General features: G+C 73.6%; 21 protein-coding genes. 3 read left to right on the forward strand and 18 right to left on the reverse strand.

Going from position 1 to position 21,361, the window contains the following annotated elements:
• Positions 1 to 34 precede the first annotated feature (34 nt).
• Positions 35 to 832 carry a carbon-nitrogen hydrolase family protein gene (locus ACNJ93_RS04185; RefSeq protein ID WP_418955959.1) on the reverse strand — a complete coding sequence of 266 codons (798 nt, stop codon included), beginning with the start codon at positions 830 to 832 and terminating at the stop codon, positions 35 to 37.
• 278 nt (positions 833 to 1,110) lie between these two features.
• Here ACNJ93_RS04185 and ACNJ93_RS04190 point away from each other — a divergent pair, with 278 nt between their 5' ends.
• Entirely contained in the window at positions 1,111 to 1,653 is a 543-nt protein-coding gene (locus ACNJ93_RS04190; protein WP_418955960.1) for a Repetin, read from the forward strand.
• Positions 1,654 to 1,727: 74 nt separating this feature from the next.
• On the opposite strand, the gene ACNJ93_RS04195 is transcribed toward ACNJ93_RS04190, so the two are convergent.
• Complete coding sequence (locus tag ACNJ93_RS04195) at positions 1,728 to 2,183, reverse strand: Lrp/AsnC family transcriptional regulator (protein WP_015032260.1); 456 nt, start codon at positions 2,181 to 2,183, stop codon at positions 1,728 to 1,730.
• A gap of 10 nt (positions 2,184 to 2,193) precedes the next feature.
• Positions 2,194 to 3,687 carry an amino acid permease gene (locus tag ACNJ93_RS04200; RefSeq protein ID WP_418955961.1) on the reverse strand — a complete coding sequence of 498 codons (1,494 nt, stop codon included), beginning with the start codon at positions 3,685 to 3,687 and terminating at the stop codon, positions 2,194 to 2,196.
• Positions 3,688 to 4,000: 313 nt separating this feature from the next.
• On the opposite strand from ACNJ93_RS04200, the gene ACNJ93_RS04205 reads away from it, so the two are divergent.
• Positions 4,001 to 5,038 carry a GDSL-type esterase/lipase family protein gene (locus ACNJ93_RS04205; RefSeq protein ID WP_418955962.1) on the forward strand — a complete coding sequence of 346 codons (1,038 nt, stop codon included), beginning with the start codon at positions 4,001 to 4,003 and terminating at the stop codon, positions 5,036 to 5,038.
• Positions 5,039 to 5,056: 18 nt separating this feature from the next.
• On the opposite strand, the gene ACNJ93_RS04210 is transcribed toward ACNJ93_RS04205, so the two are convergent.
• From ACNJ93_RS04210 to fmt, 7 genes are all read right to left on the reverse strand, one after another.
• Positions 5,057 to 5,344, reverse strand: coding sequence for a hypothetical protein (locus tag ACNJ93_RS04210; RefSeq protein WP_418961619.1), 288 nt, complete (start codon positions 5,342 to 5,344; stop codon positions 5,057 to 5,059).
• Between the two features lie 113 nt (positions 5,345 to 5,457).
• Positions 5,458 to 6,900 carry a GuaB1 family IMP dehydrogenase-related protein gene (locus ACNJ93_RS04215; RefSeq protein WP_418955963.1) on the reverse strand — a complete coding sequence of 481 codons (1,443 nt, stop codon included), beginning with the start codon at positions 6,898 to 6,900 and terminating at the stop codon, positions 5,458 to 5,460.
• Between the two features lie 72 nt (positions 6,901 to 6,972).
• Positions 6,973 to 7,368 carry a barstar family protein gene (locus ACNJ93_RS04220; protein WP_418955964.1) on the reverse strand — a complete coding sequence of 132 codons (396 nt, stop codon included), beginning with the start codon at positions 7,366 to 7,368 and terminating at the stop codon, positions 6,973 to 6,975.
• A 115-nt stretch (positions 7,369 to 7,483) separates the two neighbouring features.
• Entirely contained in the window at positions 7,484 to 8,530 is a 1,047-nt protein-coding gene (locus ACNJ93_RS04225) for a sugar-binding transcriptional regulator (RefSeq protein ID WP_418955965.1), read from the reverse strand.
• A 149-nt stretch (positions 8,531 to 8,679) separates the two neighbouring features.
• Complete coding sequence (gene rpe, locus ACNJ93_RS04230; protein ID WP_418955966.1) at positions 8,680 to 9,363, reverse strand: ribulose-phosphate 3-epimerase; 684 nt, start codon at positions 9,361 to 9,363, stop codon at positions 8,680 to 8,682.
• 141 nt (positions 9,364 to 9,504) lie between these two features.
• Complete coding sequence (locus ACNJ93_RS04235; RefSeq protein ID WP_418955967.1) at positions 9,505 to 10,926, reverse strand: RsmB/NOP family class I SAM-dependent RNA methyltransferase; 1,422 nt, start codon at positions 10,924 to 10,926, stop codon at positions 9,505 to 9,507.
• Between the two features lie 107 nt (positions 10,927 to 11,033).
• Positions 11,034 to 11,963, reverse strand: a complete 930-nt coding sequence (fmt, locus tag ACNJ93_RS04240) for a methionyl-tRNA formyltransferase (protein WP_418955968.1) — start codon at positions 11,961 to 11,963, stop codon at positions 11,034 to 11,036.
• A gap of 226 nt (positions 11,964 to 12,189) precedes the next feature.
• Between fmt and ACNJ93_RS04245 the strand changes: the two genes are divergently transcribed.
• Positions 12,190 to 12,672: a hypothetical protein gene (locus tag ACNJ93_RS04245; RefSeq protein ID WP_418955969.1), complete on the forward strand. Its 483-nt coding sequence runs from the start codon at positions 12,190 to 12,192 to the stop codon at positions 12,670 to 12,672.
• Positions 12,673 to 12,826: 154 nt separating this feature from the next.
• Here the strand turns inward: ACNJ93_RS04245 and ACNJ93_RS04250 are convergent, their stop codons facing one another.
• From ACNJ93_RS04250 to ACNJ93_RS04285, 8 genes are all read right to left on the reverse strand, one after another.
• A complete protein-coding gene (locus ACNJ93_RS04250) occupies positions 12,827 to 14,977 on the reverse strand; it encodes a primosomal protein N' (protein ID WP_418955970.1) in 2,151 nt (716 codons plus the stop codon).
• Positions 14,978 to 15,059: 82 nt separating this feature from the next.
• Positions 15,060 to 16,268, reverse strand: coding sequence for a methionine adenosyltransferase (gene metK / locus ACNJ93_RS04255; RefSeq protein ID WP_418955971.1), 1,209 nt, complete (start codon positions 16,266 to 16,268; stop codon positions 15,060 to 15,062).
• Positions 16,269 to 16,519: 251 nt separating this feature from the next.
• Positions 16,520 to 17,791 (reverse strand): bifunctional phosphopantothenoylcysteine decarboxylase/phosphopantothenate--cysteine ligase CoaBC, encoded by a 1,272-nt coding sequence (gene coaBC, locus ACNJ93_RS04260; RefSeq protein ID WP_418955972.1) that lies wholly within the window; start codon positions 17,789 to 17,791, stop codon positions 16,520 to 16,522.
• 58 nt (positions 17,792 to 17,849) lie between these two features.
• Entirely contained in the window at positions 17,850 to 18,122 is a 273-nt protein-coding gene (gene rpoZ, locus ACNJ93_RS04265) for a DNA-directed RNA polymerase subunit omega (protein ID WP_005319902.1), read from the reverse strand.
• Positions 18,123 to 18,167: 45 nt separating this feature from the next.
• Positions 18,168 to 18,740: a guanylate kinase gene (gene gmk / locus ACNJ93_RS04270; RefSeq protein ID WP_418955973.1), complete on the reverse strand. Its 573-nt coding sequence runs from the start codon at positions 18,738 to 18,740 to the stop codon at positions 18,168 to 18,170.
• Between the two features lie 49 nt (positions 18,741 to 18,789).
• Positions 18,790 to 19,113, reverse strand: a complete 324-nt coding sequence (gene mihF / locus ACNJ93_RS04275) for an integration host factor, actinobacterial type (protein ID WP_418955974.1) — start codon at positions 19,111 to 19,113, stop codon at positions 18,790 to 18,792.
• Positions 19,114 to 19,382: 269 nt separating this feature from the next.
• Positions 19,383 to 20,216 (reverse strand): orotidine-5'-phosphate decarboxylase, encoded by an 834-nt coding sequence (pyrF, locus tag ACNJ93_RS04280; RefSeq protein WP_418955975.1) that lies wholly within the window; start codon positions 20,214 to 20,216, stop codon positions 19,383 to 19,385.
• Positions 20,213 to 21,334, reverse strand: a complete 1,122-nt coding sequence (locus ACNJ93_RS04285; protein ID WP_418955976.1) for a quinone-dependent dihydroorotate dehydrogenase — start codon at positions 21,332 to 21,334, stop codon at positions 20,213 to 20,215. The genes pyrF and ACNJ93_RS04285 overlap by 4 nt, the downstream gene beginning before the upstream one ends.
• Positions 21,335 to 21,361 lie beyond the last annotated feature (27 nt).

Consider the following 21,361-nt stretch of genomic DNA (forward strand, 5'->3'; position numbering starts at 1 on the left):
ACGAACGGGGGAGGGAGGGAAGGTCGTGGGGCGCTCAGGTGAGTGCGGTGTACAGGCCGGGGCGGCGGTCGCGCAGATACGGGTTGGCGGCGCGGGAGGCGGCCAGGAGCTCCGGGTCGACGTCGCCGACGACCAGCTCCGGACCCCGGCCGGCCCGGGCGCGGGCGGTGCCGTCGGGCCCGGCCAGCGAGGACCGGCCGACGAAGTCGAACGGGCCCTCCGGCCCGGTCCGGTTCACGTACGCCACGTACATCTGGTTCTCGAAGGCGCGCACCGGGATCACCGACTCGGCGACGAACTCGAAGGGGTGCATCTGCGCCGTGGGCACCGCGAGGAGGTCGGTGCCGGCGAGCGCGTGCGCCCGGACGTTCTCGGGGAACTCGACGTCGTAGCAGATCATCAGCCCGACGGTGAGGCCGTCGACCTCCGCCTGGACGACCGGCTCGTGACCCGGGGTGAACCATGTCCGCTCGAAGTCGCCGAAGAGGTGGGTCTTGCGGTAGTGCGCGAGCCGGGCGCCGTCGGCGCCGGTGAGCGCCACCGCGTTGTGGAGGGTCTCCCCCGCCCGCTCCGGGTAGCCGTGGGCGATCGCCAGACCGTGCCGGACGGCGGTGGCGGCGACGGCCTCGGCGCCGGGGCCGTCGGCGGGCTCGGCCAGCCGGGCGAGGTCCTCGCCGATCGCGTAGCCGGTGAGGAAGAGCTCGGAGGTGATCAGCAGCCCGGCGCCCGCGGCGGCGGCGCGGCCGGCCGCCTCGTCGAGGAGCGCGAGGTTCGCGGGGACGTCGCCGGGCACGCCGGAGCTCTGCAGCAGAGCGGTGCGCAGCGGAGTCATGGGCAGACCTCGGTCGGGTGACGTGCGAGTGGCGGGGAGACGTCAAAACGGTACGGTTCGGGCTCCGGCCCGGACAAGGCGGGAGCGTTGCGGACCGACCGCGGAACCGTTGCGCGGTTGCGGGGGTCGGCGGCGATTCGTTGCGCGGCCCCTCCGCCCCGGGTCGTACGGCTCCCCCGCCGCGCGGCGGAGAAGGGAACCCTCCTGCGGCCCGACGTCCGGCGGCGCGGGCCGCGGAAGAGTGGTGGTCGTCCGGTTGACCTGCCGAAAGGACCGCCATGAACCGCCGTACGAAGCTCGCCGCCCTGGCCGTCGCCCTGCTGATCACCGCGGGCGCCGCGGGCTCGGCCACCGCCGCCGGGGAGGGCGCGAAGGCGCCGCGGGAGGCGGCGGCGCTGACCGGCACGGCCAAGCTGTACCGGGTGGCGTCGGACGACATCACGTTCAGCTTCGACGCGCATCTGGCGGCGAAGGACGTGAAGGACCCGCAGGCGGCCACCGGCACCTTCCGCTTCAGCCATTACAAGGGCGACTGGGGCGGGTACGCGGTGGCGAAGGTGGACTGCCTGCTGACCGGCGGCAAGGTCGCGGTGGTGACCGGCGTGGTCACCGACACCGATCTGCCGCACCTGAAGGGCAAGCGGGTCGGCATCTCCGTGCACGACCAGGGCAAGCGCGACCGGCTCGGCTACAGCTGGGTCGGCCGCAACGCGGACCTGGAGGTGCCGCCGTGCCTGAGCTCGGCGCCCTTCGAGAGGACGAAGGCCGGGACGGGCGACTTCCACGTGACGCCGTGGGAGGTCCCATACCCGGCCGAGTAGACCGCCCCACGGGGGTGGGCGGCCGAGCGGCGGTGCGGGAACCACGGCCCGCACCGCCCGGGCCCGCCGCTTCCTTACGCGGGCGAGCCCGAGGAGAAGCGCCGCAGCAGCGGGGAGAGCACGAGCACGGACTTGGTGCGCTCCACGAACGGCTCCCCCGCGATCCGCTCCAGGACGCGCTCGAAGTGGCGCATGTCGGAGGCGAAGACCTGGACGACGGCGTCCGCGTCGCCGGTGACGGTCGACGCGGACACCACCTCGGGGTACCGCTCCAGACCTCGCCGGATGTCGTCCGGCGAGGTGTTGTGGCGACAGTAGATCTCGACGAAGCCCTCGGTCTCCCAGCCGAGCGCCGCCGGGTCCACCCGGACGGTGAAGCCGGTGATGGCGCCCTCGGCCCGCAGCCTGTCCACCCGCCGCTTCACGGCGGGGGCGGACAGGCCGACGAGCGAGCCGATGTCGGCGTACGAGCGACGGGCGTCCTCCGCGAGGGCGTGGACGATGCGTTCGTCGAGGTCGTTGAGTCGCACTACGGGTGGATCACTTCTCTGCGTCGGTGGCCACGGCCTCGGTGGCGGCCTCGGTGGCCAGTCGGGAGCGGCGCATGCCGTACAGGAAGTAGAACACGAGTCCCGCGGCCATCCAGCAACCGAAGACCACCCAGGTGATGGCGTCGAGGCTGAACATGTTGTAGGCGCAGAACAGGAAGCCGAGCACCGGGAACAGCCAGCCGAGCGGCACGCGGAAGGTGCGCGGCATGTCCGGGCGGGTGTACCGCAGGACGATGACCGCGATGTTGACCAGGCCGAAGGCGAACAGGGTGCCGATGCTGGTGGCGTCGACCAGCTTGCCGAGCGGGATGACGGAGGCGAGCGCGCCGCAGAACAGCGAGACGATCACCGTGTTGATCCGCGGGGTGCCGGTCTTGCCGCTGACCTTGGCGAAGACCTTGGGGACGAGGCCGTCGCGGGACATGGCGAACAGGACGCGGGTCTGGCCGTAGAGCACGGTCAGGACGACGCTGGCGATGGAGATCACGGCGCCGAGGGCGAGCAGGGTGCCCCAGAAGGTCTGGCCGCTGACGTCGTTCATGATCGCGGCGAGGGACGCCTCGGAGCCCTCGAACTTCTTCCAGTTCCAGGCGCCGACGGCGACGGCCGCGACGGCCACGTACAGCACGGTGACGATCAGCAGCGAGAGCATGATCGCGCGGGGCAGGTCGCGCTTCGGGTCCTTGGCCTCCTCACCGGCGGTGGAGGCGGCGTCGAAGCCGATGTACGAGAAGAACAGGCTGGCGCCGGCGGCGCTGACGCCCGCCATGCCGAGCGGCATGAAGTCGGCGTAGTTGCCGGACTTGAAGCCCATGAAGCCGATGGCGCAGAACAGCAGCAGCGCGGCGATCTTCACGAACACCATGATCGTGTTGACCAAGGCGGACTCGCGGGCGCCGCCGAGGAGGAACACCATGGCGAGCAGCACGACGATCAGGCCGGGCAGGTTGATGATGCCGCCCTCGCCGGGCGCCGAGGACAGCAGCGCCGGGATGGTGATGCCGATCGTGCCGTCGAGCAGCTCGTTGAGGTACTCGCCCCAGCCGACCGCCACCGCGGCCACGGAGACGCCGTACTCGAGCACCAGGCACCAGCCGCAGACCCAGGCGACGAGTTCGCCCATGGTTGCGTACGCATACGAGTACGAGGAGCCCGCCACGGGGATGGCACCGGCCAGCTCCGCGTACGAGAGGGCCGAGAACAACGCCGTGAGACCGGCGATGACGAAGGCCAGGGTGACCGCGGGGCCGGCCTTGGGGACGGCGTCGCCGAGGACGACGAAGATGCCCGTGCCCAGCGTGGCGCCGATGCTGATCATCGTCAGCTGCCACATGGTGAGCGAGCGGCGGAGCGAGCCGCCTTCGCCCTGGCCACCCTCGGCGACCAGGCGTTCTACCGGCTTGCGCCGGGTCAGGGCGGAGAGCCCGGGGGTCTTGCGGGCGGTCGACTCCTCGACCGGTGGGGCTGCGCCGTGGTCCAGCACGCGTGAGGCTCCTTATCGCTGCCTGTCGAGAAGGCGACGACCGCGGCGGCGCGCGGGTCTGCCGAGGCATCCCGCGAGGGAGGGGGAACCGCCGAGCAGGCGGTCGACGCCACTCCTGGTACGAGGCATGAGCCTAAGCCTTCGGAGTGTGCACTTGTAATGCAGGGTTGTTGCGCAACGACGAATGATCATTGCGCACTTGCGGCCCAGACGGGGAAACATTGCGCTCCGCTGCACGAATCGACACATCAGGGTGTTTCGGCGCCCTCTTCCCGAAGGGTCGCGGACCCCGCTTCGCGGGCATGGACTTCTCATGGCCGATCACGCACGCTGCACCCCCATGGAGCCGGACGGAACGGGCGGGAGCTGGCAGGACGCCGGACCCTTTCTTCGGGGCACGGCCTGGTTCGACGAGCGGGGCCGGGCGGTGCGCGCCGACCCGGCGGACCTGGACCGGCTGCCCTGGGACGCGGCGCAGCGGGCGGCGCTGCCCGTCGGGATCCGGCTTGAGTTCACGGCCGCGCCGGGCACGCGGGCGGTGGCGGTGCGCTACCGGGCGGAGGTCCCCGGGCGGGCGGAGCCGCTGCGGGACCTGGCGCACTGTTTCGCGCTCTGGGAGGGCGGTTCGCTGGTCGGCGAGACCTGCGCCCGGCCGGCGGAGGAGGCCGAGGTGGTGCTCGGGCTGCCGCCGCGGCCGGGACCCTTCACGGTCCATCCGCCGGAGTGGGCGGCCCCCTGGCTGCTGCGGCTGCGGGGCGTGGGCGGCGCGGTCGCCCCGGCCCCGCCGCGGCCGCGCTGGGTGGTGCACGGCGACTCGATCACCGAGGGCTGGTGGGCCACCCGGCCGGCGCACGCCTGGCCGGCGGCCGCGGGCCGGGCACTCGGCCTGGACGCGGTGAACCTGGGCTACGCGGGGGCGGCGCGCGGGGAGCTGCCGACCGCGGAGCAGCTGGCGTCGCTGCCCGCGGACGTACTGACGCTGGCCTTCGGCACGAACTGCTGGGGCCGGACCCCGCACTCCGCCCCGCTGCTGTACGAGACCACGCGGGCGTTCCTGGACCTGGTGCGGGCCGGCCACCCCCGTACCCCGCTGCTGCTGCTGTCCCCCGTGCTGCGCCCGGCGGCCGAGTCGGCCCGAGGAGGCCGTACGCGACCGTGTGGCGGCCGGCGACGACCGGCTGGCCCTGCTGCCCGGCGGGGACCTGCTGGGCCCGCAGGACCTCGCCGACGGCCTCCACCCGAACGACCGGGGCCATGCGCGGCTCGCGCGGGCGGTGGCGGCGGCGCTGCGCGCCGCCGGCTTCGCGGGAACGCCGCGGGCCCCCGGGAGGGGTCTCCCGGGGGCCCGTGACCTGACGGTCGGCGCGGATTAGCTCCAGCTGGCGTGCAGCGGCTTGCCCTCCGCGTAGCCGGCGGCGGACTGGATGCCGACGACGGCCTTGTCCTCGAACTCGGCGAGGTCGTTCGCGCCCGCGCTCCAGCTGGCGTGCAGCGCAACGCGCTGGGGGCGACGCTGGCGGAGCTGCGGACGGCCATGGAGGAGGCCGTACGCGACCGTGTGGCGGCCGGCGACGACCGGCTGGCCCTGCTGCCCGGCGGGGACCTGCTGGGCCCGCAGGACCTCGCCGACGGCCTCCACCCGAACGACCGGGGCCATGCGCGGCTCGCGCGGGCGGTGGCGGCGGCGCTGCGCGCCGCCGGCTTCGCGGGAACGCCGCGGGCCCCCGGGAGGGGTCTCCCGGGGGCCCGTGACCTGACGGTCGGCGCGGATTAGCTCCAGCTGGCGTGCAGCGGCTTGCCCTCCGCGTAGCCGGCGGCGGACTGGATGCCGACGACGGCCTTGTCCTCGAACTCGGCGAGGTCGTTCGCGCCCGCGTAGGTGCAGGAGGAACGGACGCCCGCGATGATCGAGTCGATCAGGTCCTCGACGCCCGGACGGGCCGGGTCGAGGAACATGCGCGAGGTGGAGATGCCCTCCTCGAACAGCGCCTTGCGGGCGCGGTCGTAGGCGGACTCGTCGCTGGTGCGGTTCTTCACGGCGCGGGCGGAGGCCATGCCGAAGGACTCCTTGTACGCCCGGCCCTCGGCGTCGATGTGGAGGTCGCCCGGGGACTCGTACGTCCCGGCGAACCAGGAGCCGATCATCACGTTCGACGCGCCGGCGGCGAGCGCCATGGCGACGTCGCGCGGGTGCCGGACGCCGCCGTCGGCCCAGACGTGCTTGCCGTACTTCTTCGCCTCGGCGGCGCACTCCAGGACGGCGGAGAACTGCGGCCGGCCGACGCCGGTCATCATGCGGGTGGTGCACATGGCGCCGGGGCCGACGCCGACCTTGATGATGTCCGCGCCCGCCTCGATGAGGTCCTTGACGCCCTCGGCGGCGACGATGTTGCCGGCCACGATCGGGACCTGCGGGTCGAGCGCCCGGACGGTCCTGATGGCGGCGATCATCGACTCCTGGTGGCCGTGCGCGGTGTCGATGACGAGCGTGTCCACGCCGGCGTCGAGGAGCTGCTTGGCCTTGCCCGCGACGTCGCCGTTGATGCCGACGGCGGCGGCGATGCGCAGCCGGCCCTTCGCGTCGGTGGCCGGGGTGTACAGGGTGGCGCGCAGCGCGCCCTTGCGGGTGAGGATGCCGGCCAGGCGGCCGTCGGCGTCCACGGCGGGGGCGTAGCGGCGGTTGGCGCCGTCGAGGACGTTGAAGGCCTCGCGGGGCTCGATGTCCGCGTCGAGCAGCAGCAGGTCCTTGGACATGACCTCGGACAGCTGGGTGAAGCGGTCCACGCCGCTCAGGTCCGCGTCGGTGACGACGCCGACGGGGCGGCGCTCCTCGTCGACCACGACGCCGGCCTCGTGCGCCCGCTTGGGCAGCAGCGCGAGGGCGTCGGCGACGGTCTGGTGCGGCTCCAGGACGATCGGGGTGTCCAGGACCAGGTGGCGGCTCTTGACCCACGAGATGACGTCGGTGACGACCTCGATGGGGATGTCCTGGGGGATCACGACGAGTCCGCCGCGGCGGGCGACCGTCTCGGCCATGCGGCGGCCGGCGATGGCGGTCATGTTGGCCACGACCAGCGGGATCGTCGTACCGGAGGCGTCGGGGGACGAGAGGTCCACGGCCTGGCGGGAACCCACGGCCGAACGGCTCGGCACCATGAACACATCGTCGTACGTCAGGTCGTACGGCGGCTTGACGTCATTGAGGAAACGCACGTGCTGAACATCCCAGTCGATCGGATCGGCCCCTAGGCATTTCAGCCAGGGGAAAAAGCACGTAGTTCATTCTCACACGCCGGTGGCCCCCGGTGCCGGGGGCGAAACGTCCGAGCCTTGCGAGGGGGCGCTTGTGCGATCCTCCCAACCGCCGAGGGACAGCAGGACCACGAGGCCGGCGGCGCTGGCGCGGGCCGCGGCGGAGAAGACCTCCTGGGCGGTCGCCCATTCCCCGGGTTCGGCCTCGGCATAAGCCTGCCAGCCGGTGACGACCAGCGCCAGGGGCCTGCGCAGGTCGGCGAGGCTGTCGGCGAGCGCGTCCCAGTCGCGTTCGAAGGCGACGGGCAGCGGCAGGGCGCCGGCGCAGCGGCGCATGAAGGCCGCCTTGTCGGCGACCCCGTGCAGATCGAGGACGACGGGGTGGCCGAGATCAGGGGCGGCAGGGTCCGTACGGGGCTCGGTGCTCATGCTCCGACCCACCTCCCGGGGCTCCGTCGGCGGAGGTCCGTCCGCTGCAGGGCGTCTTACCGCTCCGCCCCGGAAGGATGCGCCGCGCCGCCGGCCCGATGGGCCGGGGCGTGCCTCAGGAGTCGGGGTCCGCGCGGTCGAGGGCCGGGCGGGGGCCGGGGGCGGACTCGGTGAGCAGGTAGTCGGCGGCCGAGCGGTCGGTGACCAGGCTGGTCACCAGGCCGGAGCGGAGCACCGCGCCGATCGCCGCCGCCTTGCGCTGGCCGCCGGCGATCGCGACGACCTCGGGGATGCGGCGCAGCCGGTCCGCCTCGACGGTGATGCAGCGCTCGCCCAGGTCGCGGCCGACCCGGCGGCCCTCGGCGTCGAAGAGGTGCGCGGACATCTCGGCCGCGACGCCCAGGGAGGCGTAGTGGGCCCGCTCCTCGTCGGTGAGCATGTCGTGGACGGTGGAGATGCCCGGCTCCCAGGAGCCGATGGAGACGCAGGCGACGGTGACCTTGTCGAAGTACTCGAAGGCCCGCGCGATCCCGGTCTGGTTGCGCAGCGCGGCCGCCGTGGCGGGGTCGGGCAGCAGCATGGGCGCGTAGATGGGGTGCGCCTCGCCGCCGGAGACCTGGGCGGCGCGGCGGACCGCCTCGACGGAGCCGCGCTCGGCGGTCCCGGCGTCGTACACGCCGGTGAGCTGGACGACCGTGCAGGGCGGCAGGCGGTCCAGCGCCGCCGCCATGTGGATGGTCGACCGTCCCCAGGCGAGGCCGAGGACGTCGCCCTCGTTCACCAGCTCGCCGAGCAGGTCGGCCGCGACCTCGCCGAGGTTCTCCGGGTCGGGCGACTCGTCCGTGCCCTCCGCCGGAGACTCGACGACGACCGCGTGCCGCAGCCCGTACCGGGCGCGGAGCGCGTCGGAGCGTTCGGCGTCCAGTTCGGCGGGGACGCGGATCTCGATGCGGACGAGATCGCGCTCCAGCGCCGTCTCCAGAACGCGGGCGACCTTGAAGCGGCTGACGCCGAACTCCTCCGCGATCTGGATCTTGGACTTGCCCTCCAGGTAGAAACGGCGTGCCATGGCCGCCGCCTGCACCAGCTCCGCGGGTCCCATCCGCAGGGCTGACCGTCCCGCCGACATACCCGCCACCGCGATCTCCTCACTGCTGTTCACGTACCGCTGTTCACGCACGGCTCTTCAGATACTGCTGTTCAGGTACTGCCGCTGTTCACCCTGTGGACTCGTCGTCCATCCTGTCAGATCCCGCGGCCCCCGATCGGACCTGTCGACCGGCCGTCGGACCGCGTTCATCTGCCCGAGGTTCAGTGGCCACACGCCCACGTCGCCGCGGCGGTCGCGGACTCGGCCCGCGCCCGCAGGGCGCGCACCGCCTCGGCCGGGTCCTGCGCGCCGTAGACCGCCGAGCCGGCGACGAAGACGTCCGCGCCGGCCTCGGCGCATCGCTCGATCGTCGACTCGGAGACGCCCCCGTCGACCTGCAGCCACAGCTCCAGGCCGTGCTTGCGGATCAGCTCACGGCTGCGGCGGATCTTGGGCAGCATGATGTCGAGGAACGCCTGGCCGCCGAAGCCGGGCTCCACGGTCATGATCAGCAGCATGTCGAGCTCGGGGAGCAGGTCCTCGTACGGCTCGATCGGGGTGGCCGGCTTGAGCGCCATGGAGGCCCGCGCGCCCTTGGCGCGGATCTCGCGTGCCAGCCGCACCGGGGCGGCCGCGGCCTCGACGTGGAAGGTGACGGAGCCCGCGCCCGCCTCCACGTACTGCGGGGCCCAGCGGTCCGGGTCCTCGATCATGAGGTGGCAGTCGAGGGGGGTGTCCGTCGCCCGGCTCAGCGACTCGACCACGGGCACGCCCAGTGTCAGGTTGGGCACGAAGTGGTTGTCCATCACGTCGACGTGCAGCCAGTCGGCACCCTCGACCGCCTTCGCCTCCTCGGCGAGACGGGCGAAGTCCGCGGACAGAATGCTGGGGTTGATCTGCGCCATGAGCCAAGCCTGCCATGCTCTTGGGCGGTTCTTTGCCGCGGATCGGTTTCGAATCCGGATCCGGACGAAACCGGGGTGGCCCGGACCGGTCTAGACCACCCCAATCCCGACGAAACAGAAGGCGGTTCGGGACCGCCCGGCTCAGGCCGTGCGGCGGATCAACGCCAGATACATCGCGTCGGTGCCGTGCAGATGCGGCCACAGCTGGACGTCCGGGCCGTCGCCGAGCGCGGGCACGCCCGGCATCAGCGGGCGCGCGTCGATCAGCTCGGCCCCGCCGGTCCGCTTCAGCACGTCGTCGACGACCACCCGGGTCTCGGCGAGGTGCGGGGAGCAGGTGGCGTACCCGACGACGCCGCCGACCCGCACGGCGCTCAGCGCCTCGGTCAGCAGACCGCGCTGCAGCGGGGCGAACCCGTCCAGGTCCTCCGGGCGCCGCCGCCAGCGGGCCTCCGGCCGGCGGCGCAGGGCGCCCAGACCGGAGCACGGGACGTCCATCAGGACCCGGTCGAAGGAGCCGGGGCGCCACGGCGGACGGGTGCCGTCGGCGGCGATGACCTGGTACGGGCCGGGGTTGCCGGCCAGGGCCCGCTCGACGAGCCGGGCGCGGTGCGGCTGCTTCTCGGAGGCCAGCAGCGCGGCGCCGCGTTCGGCGGCGAGCGCGCCGAGCAGGGCGGCCTTGCCGCCGGGGCCCGCGCAGCCGTCGAGCCAGCGCTCGTCGGGGCCGTCCAGCGGGGCGTTGGCGAGCGCGAGCGCGACGAGCTGGCTGCCCTCGTCCTGGACGCCCGCCCGGCCCTCGTGCACGGCCTGGATCGCGCCCGGCTCGCCGCCCTCGGCGAGCCGCACCGCGTACGGGGACCAGCGGCCCGGCAGGGTCTCCGCGGCCTGCGCGAGCTCGTCGGTGGTGGAGCGGCCGGGGCGGGCGACGAGCGTCACCTCGGGCCGCTCGTTGTCCGCCTCCAGCAGGTCCTCGATGCCGGCCCGGCCGCCGCCGAGGGCGTCCCAGAGCGCCGAGACGACCCAGCGGGGGTGCGAGTGGACGACGGCGAGGTGGTCCTCGGCGTCCTCCTCGTACGGCGGGGCGACCTGCTCGATCCAGGTGTCGAGGTCGTGCTGCGCGACGCGGCGCAGCACGGCGTTGACGAACTTGGCCCGCCCGTCGCCGAGCACCACCCGCGCGAGCTCGACGCTGGCGGAGACGGCGGCGTGCGTGGGGATGCGGGTGCCGAGGAGCTGGTGCGCGCCGAGCGCGAGCACGTCGAGCACCGGCGGGTCGACCTCGCGCAGCGGCCGGTCGACGCAGGCCGCGATGATCGCGTCGTACGTGCCCTGGCGGCGCAGCGTGCCGTACACCAGCTCGGTGGCGAGCGCCGCGTCCCGCGCGTCGAACTTCTCCGGGCCCTCCTTCTCGCGGGCCTTCTTCAGCAGCGGCGGCAGGACGAGGTTGGCGTAGGCGTCGCGCTCGTCCACCGCCCTCAGCGCGTCGAAGGCGAGGACCCGGACCGGGTCCTTCTTGGGCCGGCGGTAGGGCTTCTGGGGACGGCGACGGGCCTGCTCGCTCAAAGGTGCTCCGCGTACGAAAAGGAAGAGGCTTGCCCCCTCAGCGTACGTCGGCGCGGCGCACCGCCCGCGCGCGGGCGGGCGAGCGCGGGGGTCGGCGCGGGCGGGGACTAGCCGACGGTCTCGCCGGGGGCGATCCGGACGCCGCGCGCCCAGTCGGCGGCGCGCATCGGCTTCTTGCCCTGGGGCTGGACCCACAGCAGCTCGACGGCGTACGAGCCGGTGCCGACGTACACGTTGTTCTTGCCCGCCGAGAGCTCGCCGGGGGCGAGGTCCGTGCGGTCCGGGACGAGGGCGACCTGGATCAGCTTCAGGCGCTCGCCGCGGAAGACGGTCCAGGCGCCGGGGGCCGGGGTGCAGCCGCGCACCACGCGGTCCACGCGCAGGGCCGGCGCGGCCCAGTCGACGCGGGCGTCCTCGACCTGGATCTTCGGGGCGAGCGTGATGCCCTCGGCGGGCTGCGGGACGGCCTTGAGGCTGCCGTCCTCGATGCCGTCCATGGTGGCGGCGAGCAGCCCCGCGCCGGCGAAGGCCAGCCGGGTGAGCAGGTCGCCGCTGGTGTCGGTGGGGCGGATGTCCTCGGTGACCACGCCGTAGACGGGGCCGGAGTCGAGACCCTCCTCGATGAGGAACGTGGACGCGCCGGTCACCTCGTCGCCCGCCATCAGCGAGTGCTGCACCGGGGCGGCGCCGCGCCAGGCCGGGAGCAGCGAGAAGTGCAGGTTCACCCAACCGTGGGCCGGGATGTCGAGGGCGACCCGCGGCAGCAGCGCGCCGTAGGCGACGACCGGGCAGCAGTCCGGGGCGATCTCGCGCAGCCGCGCCAGGAACGCCTCGTCGCGCGGCCGCTCCGGCTTCAGGACCTCGATGCCCGCCTCCTCGGCGCGCTGGGCGACCGGGCTCGCGACGAGCCGCCGGCCGCGGCCGGCGGGCGCGTCGGGGCGGGTGACGACGGCGGCCACCTCGTGCCGGCTGGAGGCGAGCAGGGCGTCCAGGGCGGGCACGGCGACCTCGGGGGTGCCTGCGAAGACCAGCTTCACTCGGTTCGACCTCGTTCTCGGGGCGGTGACTCAGCAGCGCACCAGTCTAGGCCGCGAGCCGTAGGGGGCGTATTGCGGCGTACGCGGCTTGTGCATATGCGTGTACGCCCCTGCAGCGTGACCCAAGCACGGGTGGCGCGTTGGTCAAGAGAGATTGACCGAATCGGGCCGCCGCCGTCATCGCTGCGGCCCGCTCCCTTCACACGCCGGTTCGAGAGGCTTTCACATGGCCGACCACGCAACCCACGACGCCCAAGCCCGGGCAAGTCTGCACCTGCTGGTGCGGGACATCGAGCGGGTCCGGCGGCAGGTGGACGCACTGCGCACGCTCACGGCCCAGCTGGGCAATGTGTACCGCCCGCGTCGCTCCGGCCCGTCGACGGGCTTCGTCGTCTACGGGCGCGCCCCCGCCCCGACCGTCCGCCTCGCCCAGGAACTCCGCGACAGCGTCGAGACCCTGGTGACCGCGGCGGTGGACTTCGACCGTTCGCTGGGCTTCTCGTGGGACGCGGTGGGCTCGGCGCTCGGGGTGACCAAGCAGGCGGTCCACCGCCGCTACGGCTCCCGGCGCACGCCCCAGCAGGGCGCCGACCCCGAGGCCGCGCCGCGCACGATGGTCCCCGCGGCCCGCACCATGCCCCCGCAGCCCACCCCGTCCCTCCGCGACGACCCCCGCCCCCCGGCCTTCCCGGCCCCCCGCAACGGCTGACCCCACCCCGCCGCAACCCGAGCCGCCCCTGCCCGCCCCACGGCGAGCGGGGGCGGCTCGGCGTACGCGGGGGGGGTGCCCGCCCGCGCCGTGCCGGCCGGGCGGGCGGGCCCATGGGACGGCGCCGGCACGAGGGCCCCCGCCCCCAGGGGCCTCAGCCGATGTCCGGGGGGTCGACTCTGACCCGGATCGGGGGGACCGGGCCGCGGGTGGAGCGGGAGGCCTGGGCTTGCTTCAGGGCGGCGGCCAGGGCCGCACCGGTGCCCGGGGGCACGCGGACCAGGGCGCGTTCCCAGGCTTCGCCCGGCGGCGGGTCGCCCGGGCGCTGCGGCCCGCCGGGGCGGACCACCGGCAGCGGCACCGGTCCCAGGATCTCCGCGTCCGGCGGCAGCGCGGCGGACGCCAGGAACGCCGGCACCGCGTCCACCGGCCCTGTCACCGACGCCATCCGGGACACCGGGGGGAACCCCAGCTCGGCCCGCTCCGCGAGCTCCCGCTGCGCGTGTCCCACCGGATCCCACCGCACCAGCGCCTGTACGGGCCGCAGCGTGGGCTCGGCGACCACGACGACCGTGCCGCCCTCCGACTGCCCCCGCACCAGCGAGGCCGCGTCGATCCAGCGCCGCAGCGCCTCCTCCCCCGCCCGCAGGTCGGGCCGGCTCAGCATCGCCCAGCCGTCCAGCAGCAGCGCCGCCGCGTAACCGCCCTCGGCGACCGGCTCGGCGCCCGGAGTCGAGACGACGAGCGCCGGCCGCCCCGGCACCGTGTCCAGCACATGGTCGCGCCCCGAGGTCCGCACCGGCACCGCCGGGAACGCCCGGCCCAGCTCCTCCGCCGTGCGCCGCGCGCCCACGACCTGGGCCCGCAGCCGTACCGAGCCGCACTCCACGCAGTGCCAGTCCGGCGCCCCGCGCCCGCACCACCCGCAGCGCAACTCCTGCTGCTCGGGCGCCTCCAGCGGCCCCGCGCAGTGCCGGCACCGCGCGGGCGTCCGGCACCGTTCGCAGGCCAGCCGGGGCACGTAGCCGCGCCGGGGAACCTGGACGAGCACCGGCCCCGTACGCAGGCCTTCCCGGACCGCCTCCCACGCCAGCGACGGCAGCCGCGCCGCCCGCGCCGCCTCGTCGCGGGCCAGCTGCTCGTCGCCGACCGTCCGCACCCGCGGCGCCGCGGCCCGCACCTGCTCGCGCGCCGCGACCAGCGGCCGCGCCCACCCGGACTCGACGAGCTGCGCCGCCTCGACCGTGCAGCTCGTCGAGCCCAGCAGGAAGCCGCAGCCGTCGTGCGCGGCGCGCAGCAGCAGCACGTCCCGGGCGTGCGGCTGCGGGGCGTGCGGCTCGCTGTGGCTGCCGTCGCCGTCGTCCCAGATGACGACCAGGCCCAGGTCCCGTACCGGCGCGAACATCGCCGCCCGGGTGCCGACGACCGCCCGCACGGAGCCCCGGCGCACCGCCAGCCACTGCGCGTACCGCTTCTCCGGGCCGGCCTCCGCGGTCAGCACCGCGTGCCGCCCCTCCCCCAGCACCGCCGTCAGGGCCGCGTCCACCCGGGCGACCGCCCGCCCGTCGGGCACGACCACCAGCGCGCCGCGCCCGGAGGCGAGCGTCGCCGCCACGGCGCGGGCCAGCTCCTCGGCCCAGGAGGGCCCCGGCAACGCGTTCCACACGGCCCGCGGCGCCCCGCCCCGGGCCAGCGACTCCAGGAACGCCGGCCCGCGCTCGTAGCGCGTCCAGCTGCCCGGCTCGGGCGCGGCGGGCGGCGGCAGCGGCGGGGGCGAGGGACGCGACTCGGCGCGGGCGCTGCGCGGCGGCACGGCGAGCTGCAGCACGTCCGCGAGGCTCCCCGCGTACCGGTCGGCGACCGCCCGCGCCAGCGCCAGCAGCTCCGGCCCGAGCACCGGCTCCGGCGAGACGACGTCGGCGAGCGCGGCCAGCGGCCCGGAGTAGTCCGAGGCGGCGAGCCGTTCGACGAGGAAGCCGTCGATCAGCCGGCCGCCCTCGCGCCGCCCGTCCCGCACCTGCCCCGAACCGGCGCCGAACCGCACCCGCACCCGCACGCCGGGCTGCGCGGCCTCGTCGAGCTCCTCGGGGACGGCGTAGTCGAAGTAACGGTCGAGATGGAGCACACCTTTGTTGACCACGACCCGGGCGACCGGCCGCTCCTTCGCCAGCGCCGCCCCGCGCCAGGTGCGCGGCTTCGCCCGGGGTGCCTTCGCCCGGCGCACGGTCTCCCGGATGAGCGCGAGCTGCTCCGGCGGCCCGCCGTCCACCGGCCCGCCTGCGGGATTCTCGTTCGCGCTGCTCACAGCCCATTCCTACCAAACGGCGCCGACAACGCCGACGGCCCCGGACCGAGGGGTCCGGGGCCGTGCGGGACGAACCGGGGGATCAGACGCCGGCGGCCTTGCGCAGCGCCTCGACGCGGTCGGTGCGCTCCCAGGTGAAGTCCGGCAGCTCACGGCCGAAGTGGCCGTACGCGGCGGTCTGCGCGTAGATCGGGCGCAGCAGGTCGAGGTCGCGGATGATCGCGGCCGGGCGGAGGTCGAAGACCTCGGCGATGGCGTGCTCGATCTTCTCGGTCTCGACGGTGTGGGTGCCGAAGGTCTCGACGAAGAGACCGACCGGCTCCGCCTTGCCGATGGCGTACGCGACCTGGACCTCGCAGCGCGAGGCGAGGCCGGCGGCCACCACGTTCTTGGCGACCCAGCGCATGGCGTAGGCGGCCGAGCGGTCGACCTTGGACGGGTCCTTGCCGGAGAAGGCGCCGCCGCCGTGGCGGGCCATGCCGCCGTAGGTGTCGATGATGATCTTGCGGCCGGTGAGGCCGGCGTCGCCCATCGGGCCGCCGATCTCGAAGCGGCCGGTCGGGTTGACCAGCAGCCGGTAGCCGTCGGTGTCGAGCTTGATGCCGTCCTCGACGAGCTGCTTCAGGACGTGCTCGACGACGAACTCGCGGATGTCGGGCGCGAGCAGCGAGTCCAGGTCGATGTCGGAGGCGTGCTGCGAGGAGACCACGACCGTGTCGAGGCGGACGGCCTTGTCGCCGTCGTACTCGATGGTGACCTGGGTCTTGCCGTCGGGGCGCAGGTACGGGATGGTCCCGTTCTTGCGGACCTCGGTGAGACGGCGGGAGAGCCGGTGCGCCAGGTGGATCGGCAGCGGCATGAGCTCGGGGGTCTCGTCCGACGCGTAGCCGAACATCAGGCCCTGGTCGCCGGCGCCCTGCTTGTCCAGCTCGTCCTCGTCGCCCTCGACGCGCTTCTCGTACGCGGTGTCGACGCCCTGCGCGATGTCCGGGGACTGCGACCCGATGGAGACCGAGACGCCGCAGGAGGCGCCGTCGAAGCCCTTCTTCGAGGAGTCGTACCCGATCTCGAGGATCTTGTTGCGCACCAGGGTGGGGATGTCCGCCCAGGCCTTGGTCGTGACCTCGCCGGCCACGTGGACCAGGCCGGTGGTGATCAGGGTCTCCACGGCGACGCGGGAGGTGGGGTCCTCCCGGAGCAGCGCGTCGAGAATGGTGTCGCTGATCTGGTCAGCGATCTTGTCGGGGTGACCCTCGGTCACGGACTCCGAGGTGAACAGACGACGGGACACAACGCTCCCTGTGGTTGCAGCGGCTGCTGGCTGATCATTTACGGAACAGCAGGGGGCTGCGCCCCGCGTCGTTCCGAGAACAGTTTATCGGGCGCTCTCGTGCGTATGACCAGGTGTCTCGCAAGGTGGGAGCCGGATCACCCGGAAATCGCCCCTCTCCCGTACGGCGAACGGCTCACCGCTCCACCCGAATGGCCCGGTTCCATACGCTCGGTCCGCGTATGGAGGGAAAGACGGTTTTCCCGTCGATCCTACCCGGGCGCGTCCGGCAGGCCCGGCAGCCCCCGCAGCCGGGGCGTCACGAGGTCCCAGACCGTCTCGGCGAGCGCCTCCTTGGGGCCGTACGGAACGGGGGTCTCGGCGCCGTCGGCGGCGAGGATCACCGCCTCGTTCTCCTCCTGGCCGAAGGTCTTGCGCTCCCCCACCTCGTTGACGACGAGCAGGTCGCAGCCCTTGCGGCGGAGCTTCTCGCGGCCGTTGGCGAGGACGTCGTCGGTCTCGGCGGCGAAGCCGACGACGACCTGGCCCTCGACGGCCCGCTCCGCGGAGAGCTCCGCGAGGATGTCCGGATTGCGGACCAGTTCGACGGTCGGCGCGCCGCCGTCGTCCTTCTTCTTGATCTTGCCGGGGGCGTAGACCGCCGGCCGGAAGTCGGCGACGGCCGCCGCCATCACCACGGCGTCGGCGTCGGAGGCGGCCTTGACGACCGCCTCGCGCAGCTGCAGCGCGGTGCCGACGTGGACCACGTCGACGCCGGCCGGGTCGGGGATGCCGGTGTTGGCCTCGACCAGGGTGACCCGCGCGCCGCGGGCCGCCGCGGCCCGGGCCAGCGCGTAGCCCTGCTTGCCGGAGGAACGGTTGCCGAGGTAGCGCACCGGGTCGAGGGGCTCGCGGGTGCCGCCGGCGCTGACCACGACATGGCGTCCGGCGAGGTCCGGCGCGGCCGTCCCGCGGGCGAGCACCCGCCGGCAGACCTCGAAGAGCTCGGCCGGGTCGGGCAGCCGGCCCTTGCCGGTGTCGACGCCGGTGAGCCGGCCGACGGCGGGCTCGATCACGAGGGCGCCGCGGCGGCGCAGCGTGGCCACGTTCTCCTGGGTGGCCGGGTGCTCCCACATCTCGGTGTGCATGGCGGGCGCGAAGACCACCGGACATCGGGCGGTGAGCAGGGTGTTGGTGAGCAGGTCGTCGGCGAGCCCGTGGGCGGCCTTGGCCAGCAGGTCGGCGGTGGCGGGGGCGACGACGACGAGGTCCGCGGCCTGGCCGATGCGGACGTGCGGGACCTCGTGGACGGTCTCCCAGACCTCGGTGGAGACGGGGTTGCCGGAGAGGGCCGACCAGGTGGCCGCGCCGACGAAGTGCAGTGCCGAGTCGGTGGGGACGACGCGCACGTCGTGGCCGGACTCGGTGAGCCGGCGCAGCAGCTCACAGGCCTTGTACGCGGCGATGCCGCCGCTGACCCCCAGAACGACCTTGGGCTTCGTCACCACTGCTGACTCCCCGCACTCGGATGCGTACGACTCCATGAGACACCACAGGCCCGGCGGTCGTTCCGCCGGGCCTGTGGTGACAAGCGTTCTGCGCTTACTGCGCCGGGCCCTCGATGGCCTCGGAGGTCAGCAGGCCCGCGTTGATCTCGCGCAGCGCGATCGAGAGCGGCTTCTCGTGGACGTGGGTGTCCACCAGCGGACCGACGTACTCCAGCAGGCCCTCGCCCAGCTGGGAGTAGTACGCGTTGATCTGACGCGCGCGCTTGGCCGCGTAGATCACGAGGCTGTACTTCGAGTCCGTGGCCTCGAGCAGCTCGTCGATCGGCGGGTTGATGATGCCCTCGGGCGCGGTGATGGAAGAGGACACGCTCTACCTTCCGAAGTGGGAAAAGATCTGTTGGGAGTCCGGGGATCATTCCCCAGAAGTCAACAGCATCAAGGCTAGCAGCTCACGCGCCACGTCCTCGACGGAGGTGTTGACCAGGGTGGTGTCGAACTCGGTCTCGGCGGCCAGTTCGATCTTGGCGGCGTCCAGCCGGCGGGCGATCACCTCGGACGACTCGGTGCCGCGGCCGGTGAGCCGGCGGACCAGCTCGTCCCAGCTGGGCGGGGCCAGGAAGACCAGCTGGGAGTCCGGCATGGACTCCTTGACCTGGCGCGCGCCCTGGAGGTCGATCTCCAGCAGGACCGGCTCGCCGGCCTCCAGGCGCTCCTGGACCGCGCGCCGGGGCGTGCCGTAGCGGTTGCCCGCGAACTCGGCCCACTCGAGGAGCTCGCCGTTGGCGATCAGCTTGTCGAACTCGTCGTCGGTGACGAAGAAGTACTGGACCCCGTGCTGCTCGCCGGGCCGCGGCTTCCTGGTCGTGGCCGACACCGAGAGCCAGACCTCGGGGTGGACCTTGCGCATATGAGCGACGACCGTGCTCTTGCCGACCCCTGAGGGGCCGGAGAGCACGGTCAGCCGCGGACGTACCTCTGCTGCCATGCAGCGATTATTCCAGCTTCACGGGTGTGCCCGGGACGCCGTCCCGGACTCAGGCGCCCGTGCTGCCGAACTCACGCTGCAGGGCGGCGATCTGGTTGGTGCCGAGGCCGCGCACGCGACGGCTCTCGGAGATGCCGAGCCTCTCCATGATCTGCTTGGCGCGGACCTTGCCGACGCCCGGCAGGGACTCGAGGAGGGCAGAGACCTTCATCTTGCCGATGACGTCGTTCTTCTGGCCCTGCTCGATGACCTCGTTGAGGGAGGCACCGGAGTGCTTGAGTCGATTCTTGACCTCGGCCCGCTCCCGGCGAGCCGCGGCGGCCTTTTCGAGCGCGGCTGCGCGCTGTTCAGGGGTAAGGGGCGGAAGAGCCACGCCTACGTCACCTCGGATGTCGAACTGTCGGATACGGACCGCTGAGGAACGTGGTCGCCCCACACGCGGCGAGTCACATGGCGGTGGCCTGGGCCGTTCGCCACGAGGACTCTGCGTCGGAGACTAGCGGCCAAGACCGCTCCAGTCAGCGAGAACAGACGAAAAGTCCTGGTCAGGATCGAGTCTGGCATCACCGACCAGGACAATCCGGGCATTGTGCCGGGGATTTTCGCCCTTCGCCTTTCGACAGCTGAGACGGCGCCGAGGGGTCAGACGGCCACCGCGGCCCGGATCTCGTCCGCGAAGCGCTCCGCGGCGTCCTTCAGCGCGGCCGCGTCCGGTCCCGCCTTCAGCACCCCGCGGCTCACGTTGGGCACCACGTTGCGGACCGCCGGACCGAAGACCGCCGGCAGATCGGCGGCCGTCGCGCCCTGGGCGCCGATGCCCGGGGCCAGCAGCGGGCCGTTGATGTCCAGGTCGAACGACGACAGGTCGCCCAGGGTCGCGCCGACGACCGCGCCGAAGGAGCCCATCGGGGTCTCCCCCGCGTTCTCCGCGGCCAGGTGCGCCAGCATGGTCGCGCCGATGGTCCGGCCGTCCTCGCGTACCGCCCGCTGGACCTCGGCGCCCTCCGGGTTGGAGGTGAGGGCCAGCACGAACAGGCCGGCGCCGCTCTCCCGCGCCAGGTCCACGGCCGGCTGCAGCGAGCCGTAGCCGAGGTACGGGGAGACCGTCAGGGCGTCCGAGAACAGCGGCGCACCGGGGCGCAGGTAGGTCTCGGCGTACGCGGCCATGGTGGAGCCGATGTCGCCTCGCTTGGCGTCCATGACGACCAGACCGCCCGCGGCGCGCAGGTCGGCGACGGCCCGCTCCAGGACGGCGATGCCGCGGGAGCCGAAGCGCTCGAAGAACGCGGACTGCGGCTTGAAGACGGCGACGGTGTCGGCCAGCGCCTCGACCACGGTGCGGGTGAAGGTCTCCAGGCCGTCGACGTCGTCCTTCAGGCCCCAGGCGGCGAGCAGGGAGGCATGCGGGTCGATGCCGACGCAGAGCGGGCCGCGCGCGTCCATGGCGGAGCGGAGCCGTGCACCGAAGGAGTTCATGCGGTGGCCTTTCCGGAGTCGTTGCGGGTGGCGGCGCCGACGGCCTCGGCGAGGGTGGCGTACGGGGAGGCCGCCAGGCGGGCGGCCAGGCCCTTGTGGATCGCGCGGGCGTAGAACGGGCCCTCGTAGATGAAGGCGCTGTAGCCCTGGATCAGGGTGGCGCCGGCGAGGATGCGCTGCCAGGCGTCCTCGGCGTTCTCGATGCCGCCGACGCCGACGAGCACGAGTCGGTCGCCCACGCGGGCGTACAGGCGGCGCAGGACCTCCAGGGAGCGGGCCTTGACGGGCGCGCCGGACAGGCCGCCGGTCTCCTTCACCAGCTCCGGGTCGGACTTCAGGCCGAGGCCCTCGCGGGCGATGGTGGTGTTGGTGGCGATGATGCCGTCCAGGCCCAGCTCCAGGGCGAGGTCGGCGACCGCGTCCACGTCCTCGTCGGCGAGGTCGGGGGCGATCTTCACCAGGAGCGGCACGCGGCGGTCGGTGACGGTGCGGTCGGCGGCCTCGCGGACGGCGGTGAGCAGCGGGCGCAGCGACTCGGTGGCCTGGAGGTTGCGCAGGCCGGGGGTGTTCGGCGAGGAGACGTTGACGACGAGGTAGTCGGCGTGGGCGGCGAGCCGCTCGGTCGACTTCACGTAGTCGGCGGCGGCCTCGGCCTCGGGGACGACCTTGGTCTTGCCGATGTTCACGCCGACGACGGTCCGGAAGACCGGCACGCGGGTGCGCAGCCGCTCGGCGACGGCGGCGGAGCCCTCGTTGTTGAAGCCCATGCGGTTGATCAGGGCGCGGTCCGGGACGAGGCGGAAGAGGCGCTTCTTGGGGTTGCCGGGCTGGGGCTCGCCGGTGACGGTGCCGATCTCGACGTGGTCGAAGCCGAGCATCGCCATGCCGTCGATGGCGACGGCGTTCTTGTCGAAGCCGGCCGCGAGCCCGAAGGGGCCGTGCATCCGCAGGCCCAGGGCCTCGGTGCGCAGCTCCTTGTGGCGGGGCGCGAGGGCGGCCGCGAGGAAGGTGCGCAGCACGGGGACGCGGACGGCCAGCCGGATCCAGCGGAAGGCCAGGTGGTGGGCCTCCTCGGGGTCCATCCGCTTGAAGACGAGGTCGAAGAAGAACTTGTACATGCTGGGGCGCTCCAGGTCGGGGGCCGG

Source organism: Streptomyces tritici (assembly GCF_048500665.1).
In the GTDB taxonomy this organism is placed as follows: domain Bacteria; phylum Actinomycetota; class Actinomycetes; order Streptomycetales; family Streptomycetaceae; genus Streptomyces; species Streptomyces tritici.

Bases quoted from the DNA above. Each gene is read 5' to 3' on its own strand.
- ACNJ93_RS04185 (WP_418955959.1), bottom strand. From the start codon at position 832: ATGACTCCGCTGCGCACCGCTCTGCTGCAGAGCTCCGGCGTGCCCGGC.
- ACNJ93_RS04190 (WP_418955960.1), top strand. From the start codon at position 1,111: ATGAACCGCCGTACGAAGCTCGCCGCCCTGGCCGTCGCCCTGCTGATC.
- ACNJ93_RS04205 (WP_418955962.1), top strand. From the start codon at position 4,001: ATGGCCGATCACGCACGCTGCACCCCCATGGAGCCGGACGGAACGGGC.
- ACNJ93_RS04210 (WP_418961619.1), bottom strand. From the start codon at position 5,344: ATGGCCCCGGTCGTTCGGGTGGAGGCCGTCGGCGAGGTCCTGCGGGCC.
- ACNJ93_RS04220 (WP_418955964.1), bottom strand. From the start codon at position 7,368: ATGAGCACCGAGCCCCGTACGGACCCTGCCGCCCCTGATCTCGGCCAC.
- rpe (WP_418955966.1), bottom strand. From the start codon at position 9,363: ATGGCGCAGATCAACCCCAGCATTCTGTCCGCGGACTTCGCCCGTCTC.
- ACNJ93_RS04245 (WP_418955969.1), top strand. From the start codon at position 12,190: ATGGCCGACCACGCAACCCACGACGCCCAAGCCCGGGCAAGTCTGCAC.
- coaBC (WP_418955972.1), bottom strand. From the start codon at position 17,791: ATGGAGTCGTACGCATCCGAGTGCGGGGAGTCAGCAGTGGTGACGAAG.
- gmk (WP_418955973.1), bottom strand. From the start codon at position 18,740: ATGGCAGCAGAGGTACGTCCGCGGCTGACCGTGCTCTCCGGCCCCTCA.
- pyrF (WP_418955975.1), bottom strand. From the start codon at position 20,216: ATGAACTCCTTCGGTGCACGGCTCCGCTCCGCCATGGACGCGCGCGGC.
- ACNJ93_RS04285 (WP_418955976.1), bottom strand. From the start codon at position 21,334: ATGTACAAGTTCTTCTTCGACCTCGTCTTCAAGCGGATGGACCCCGAG.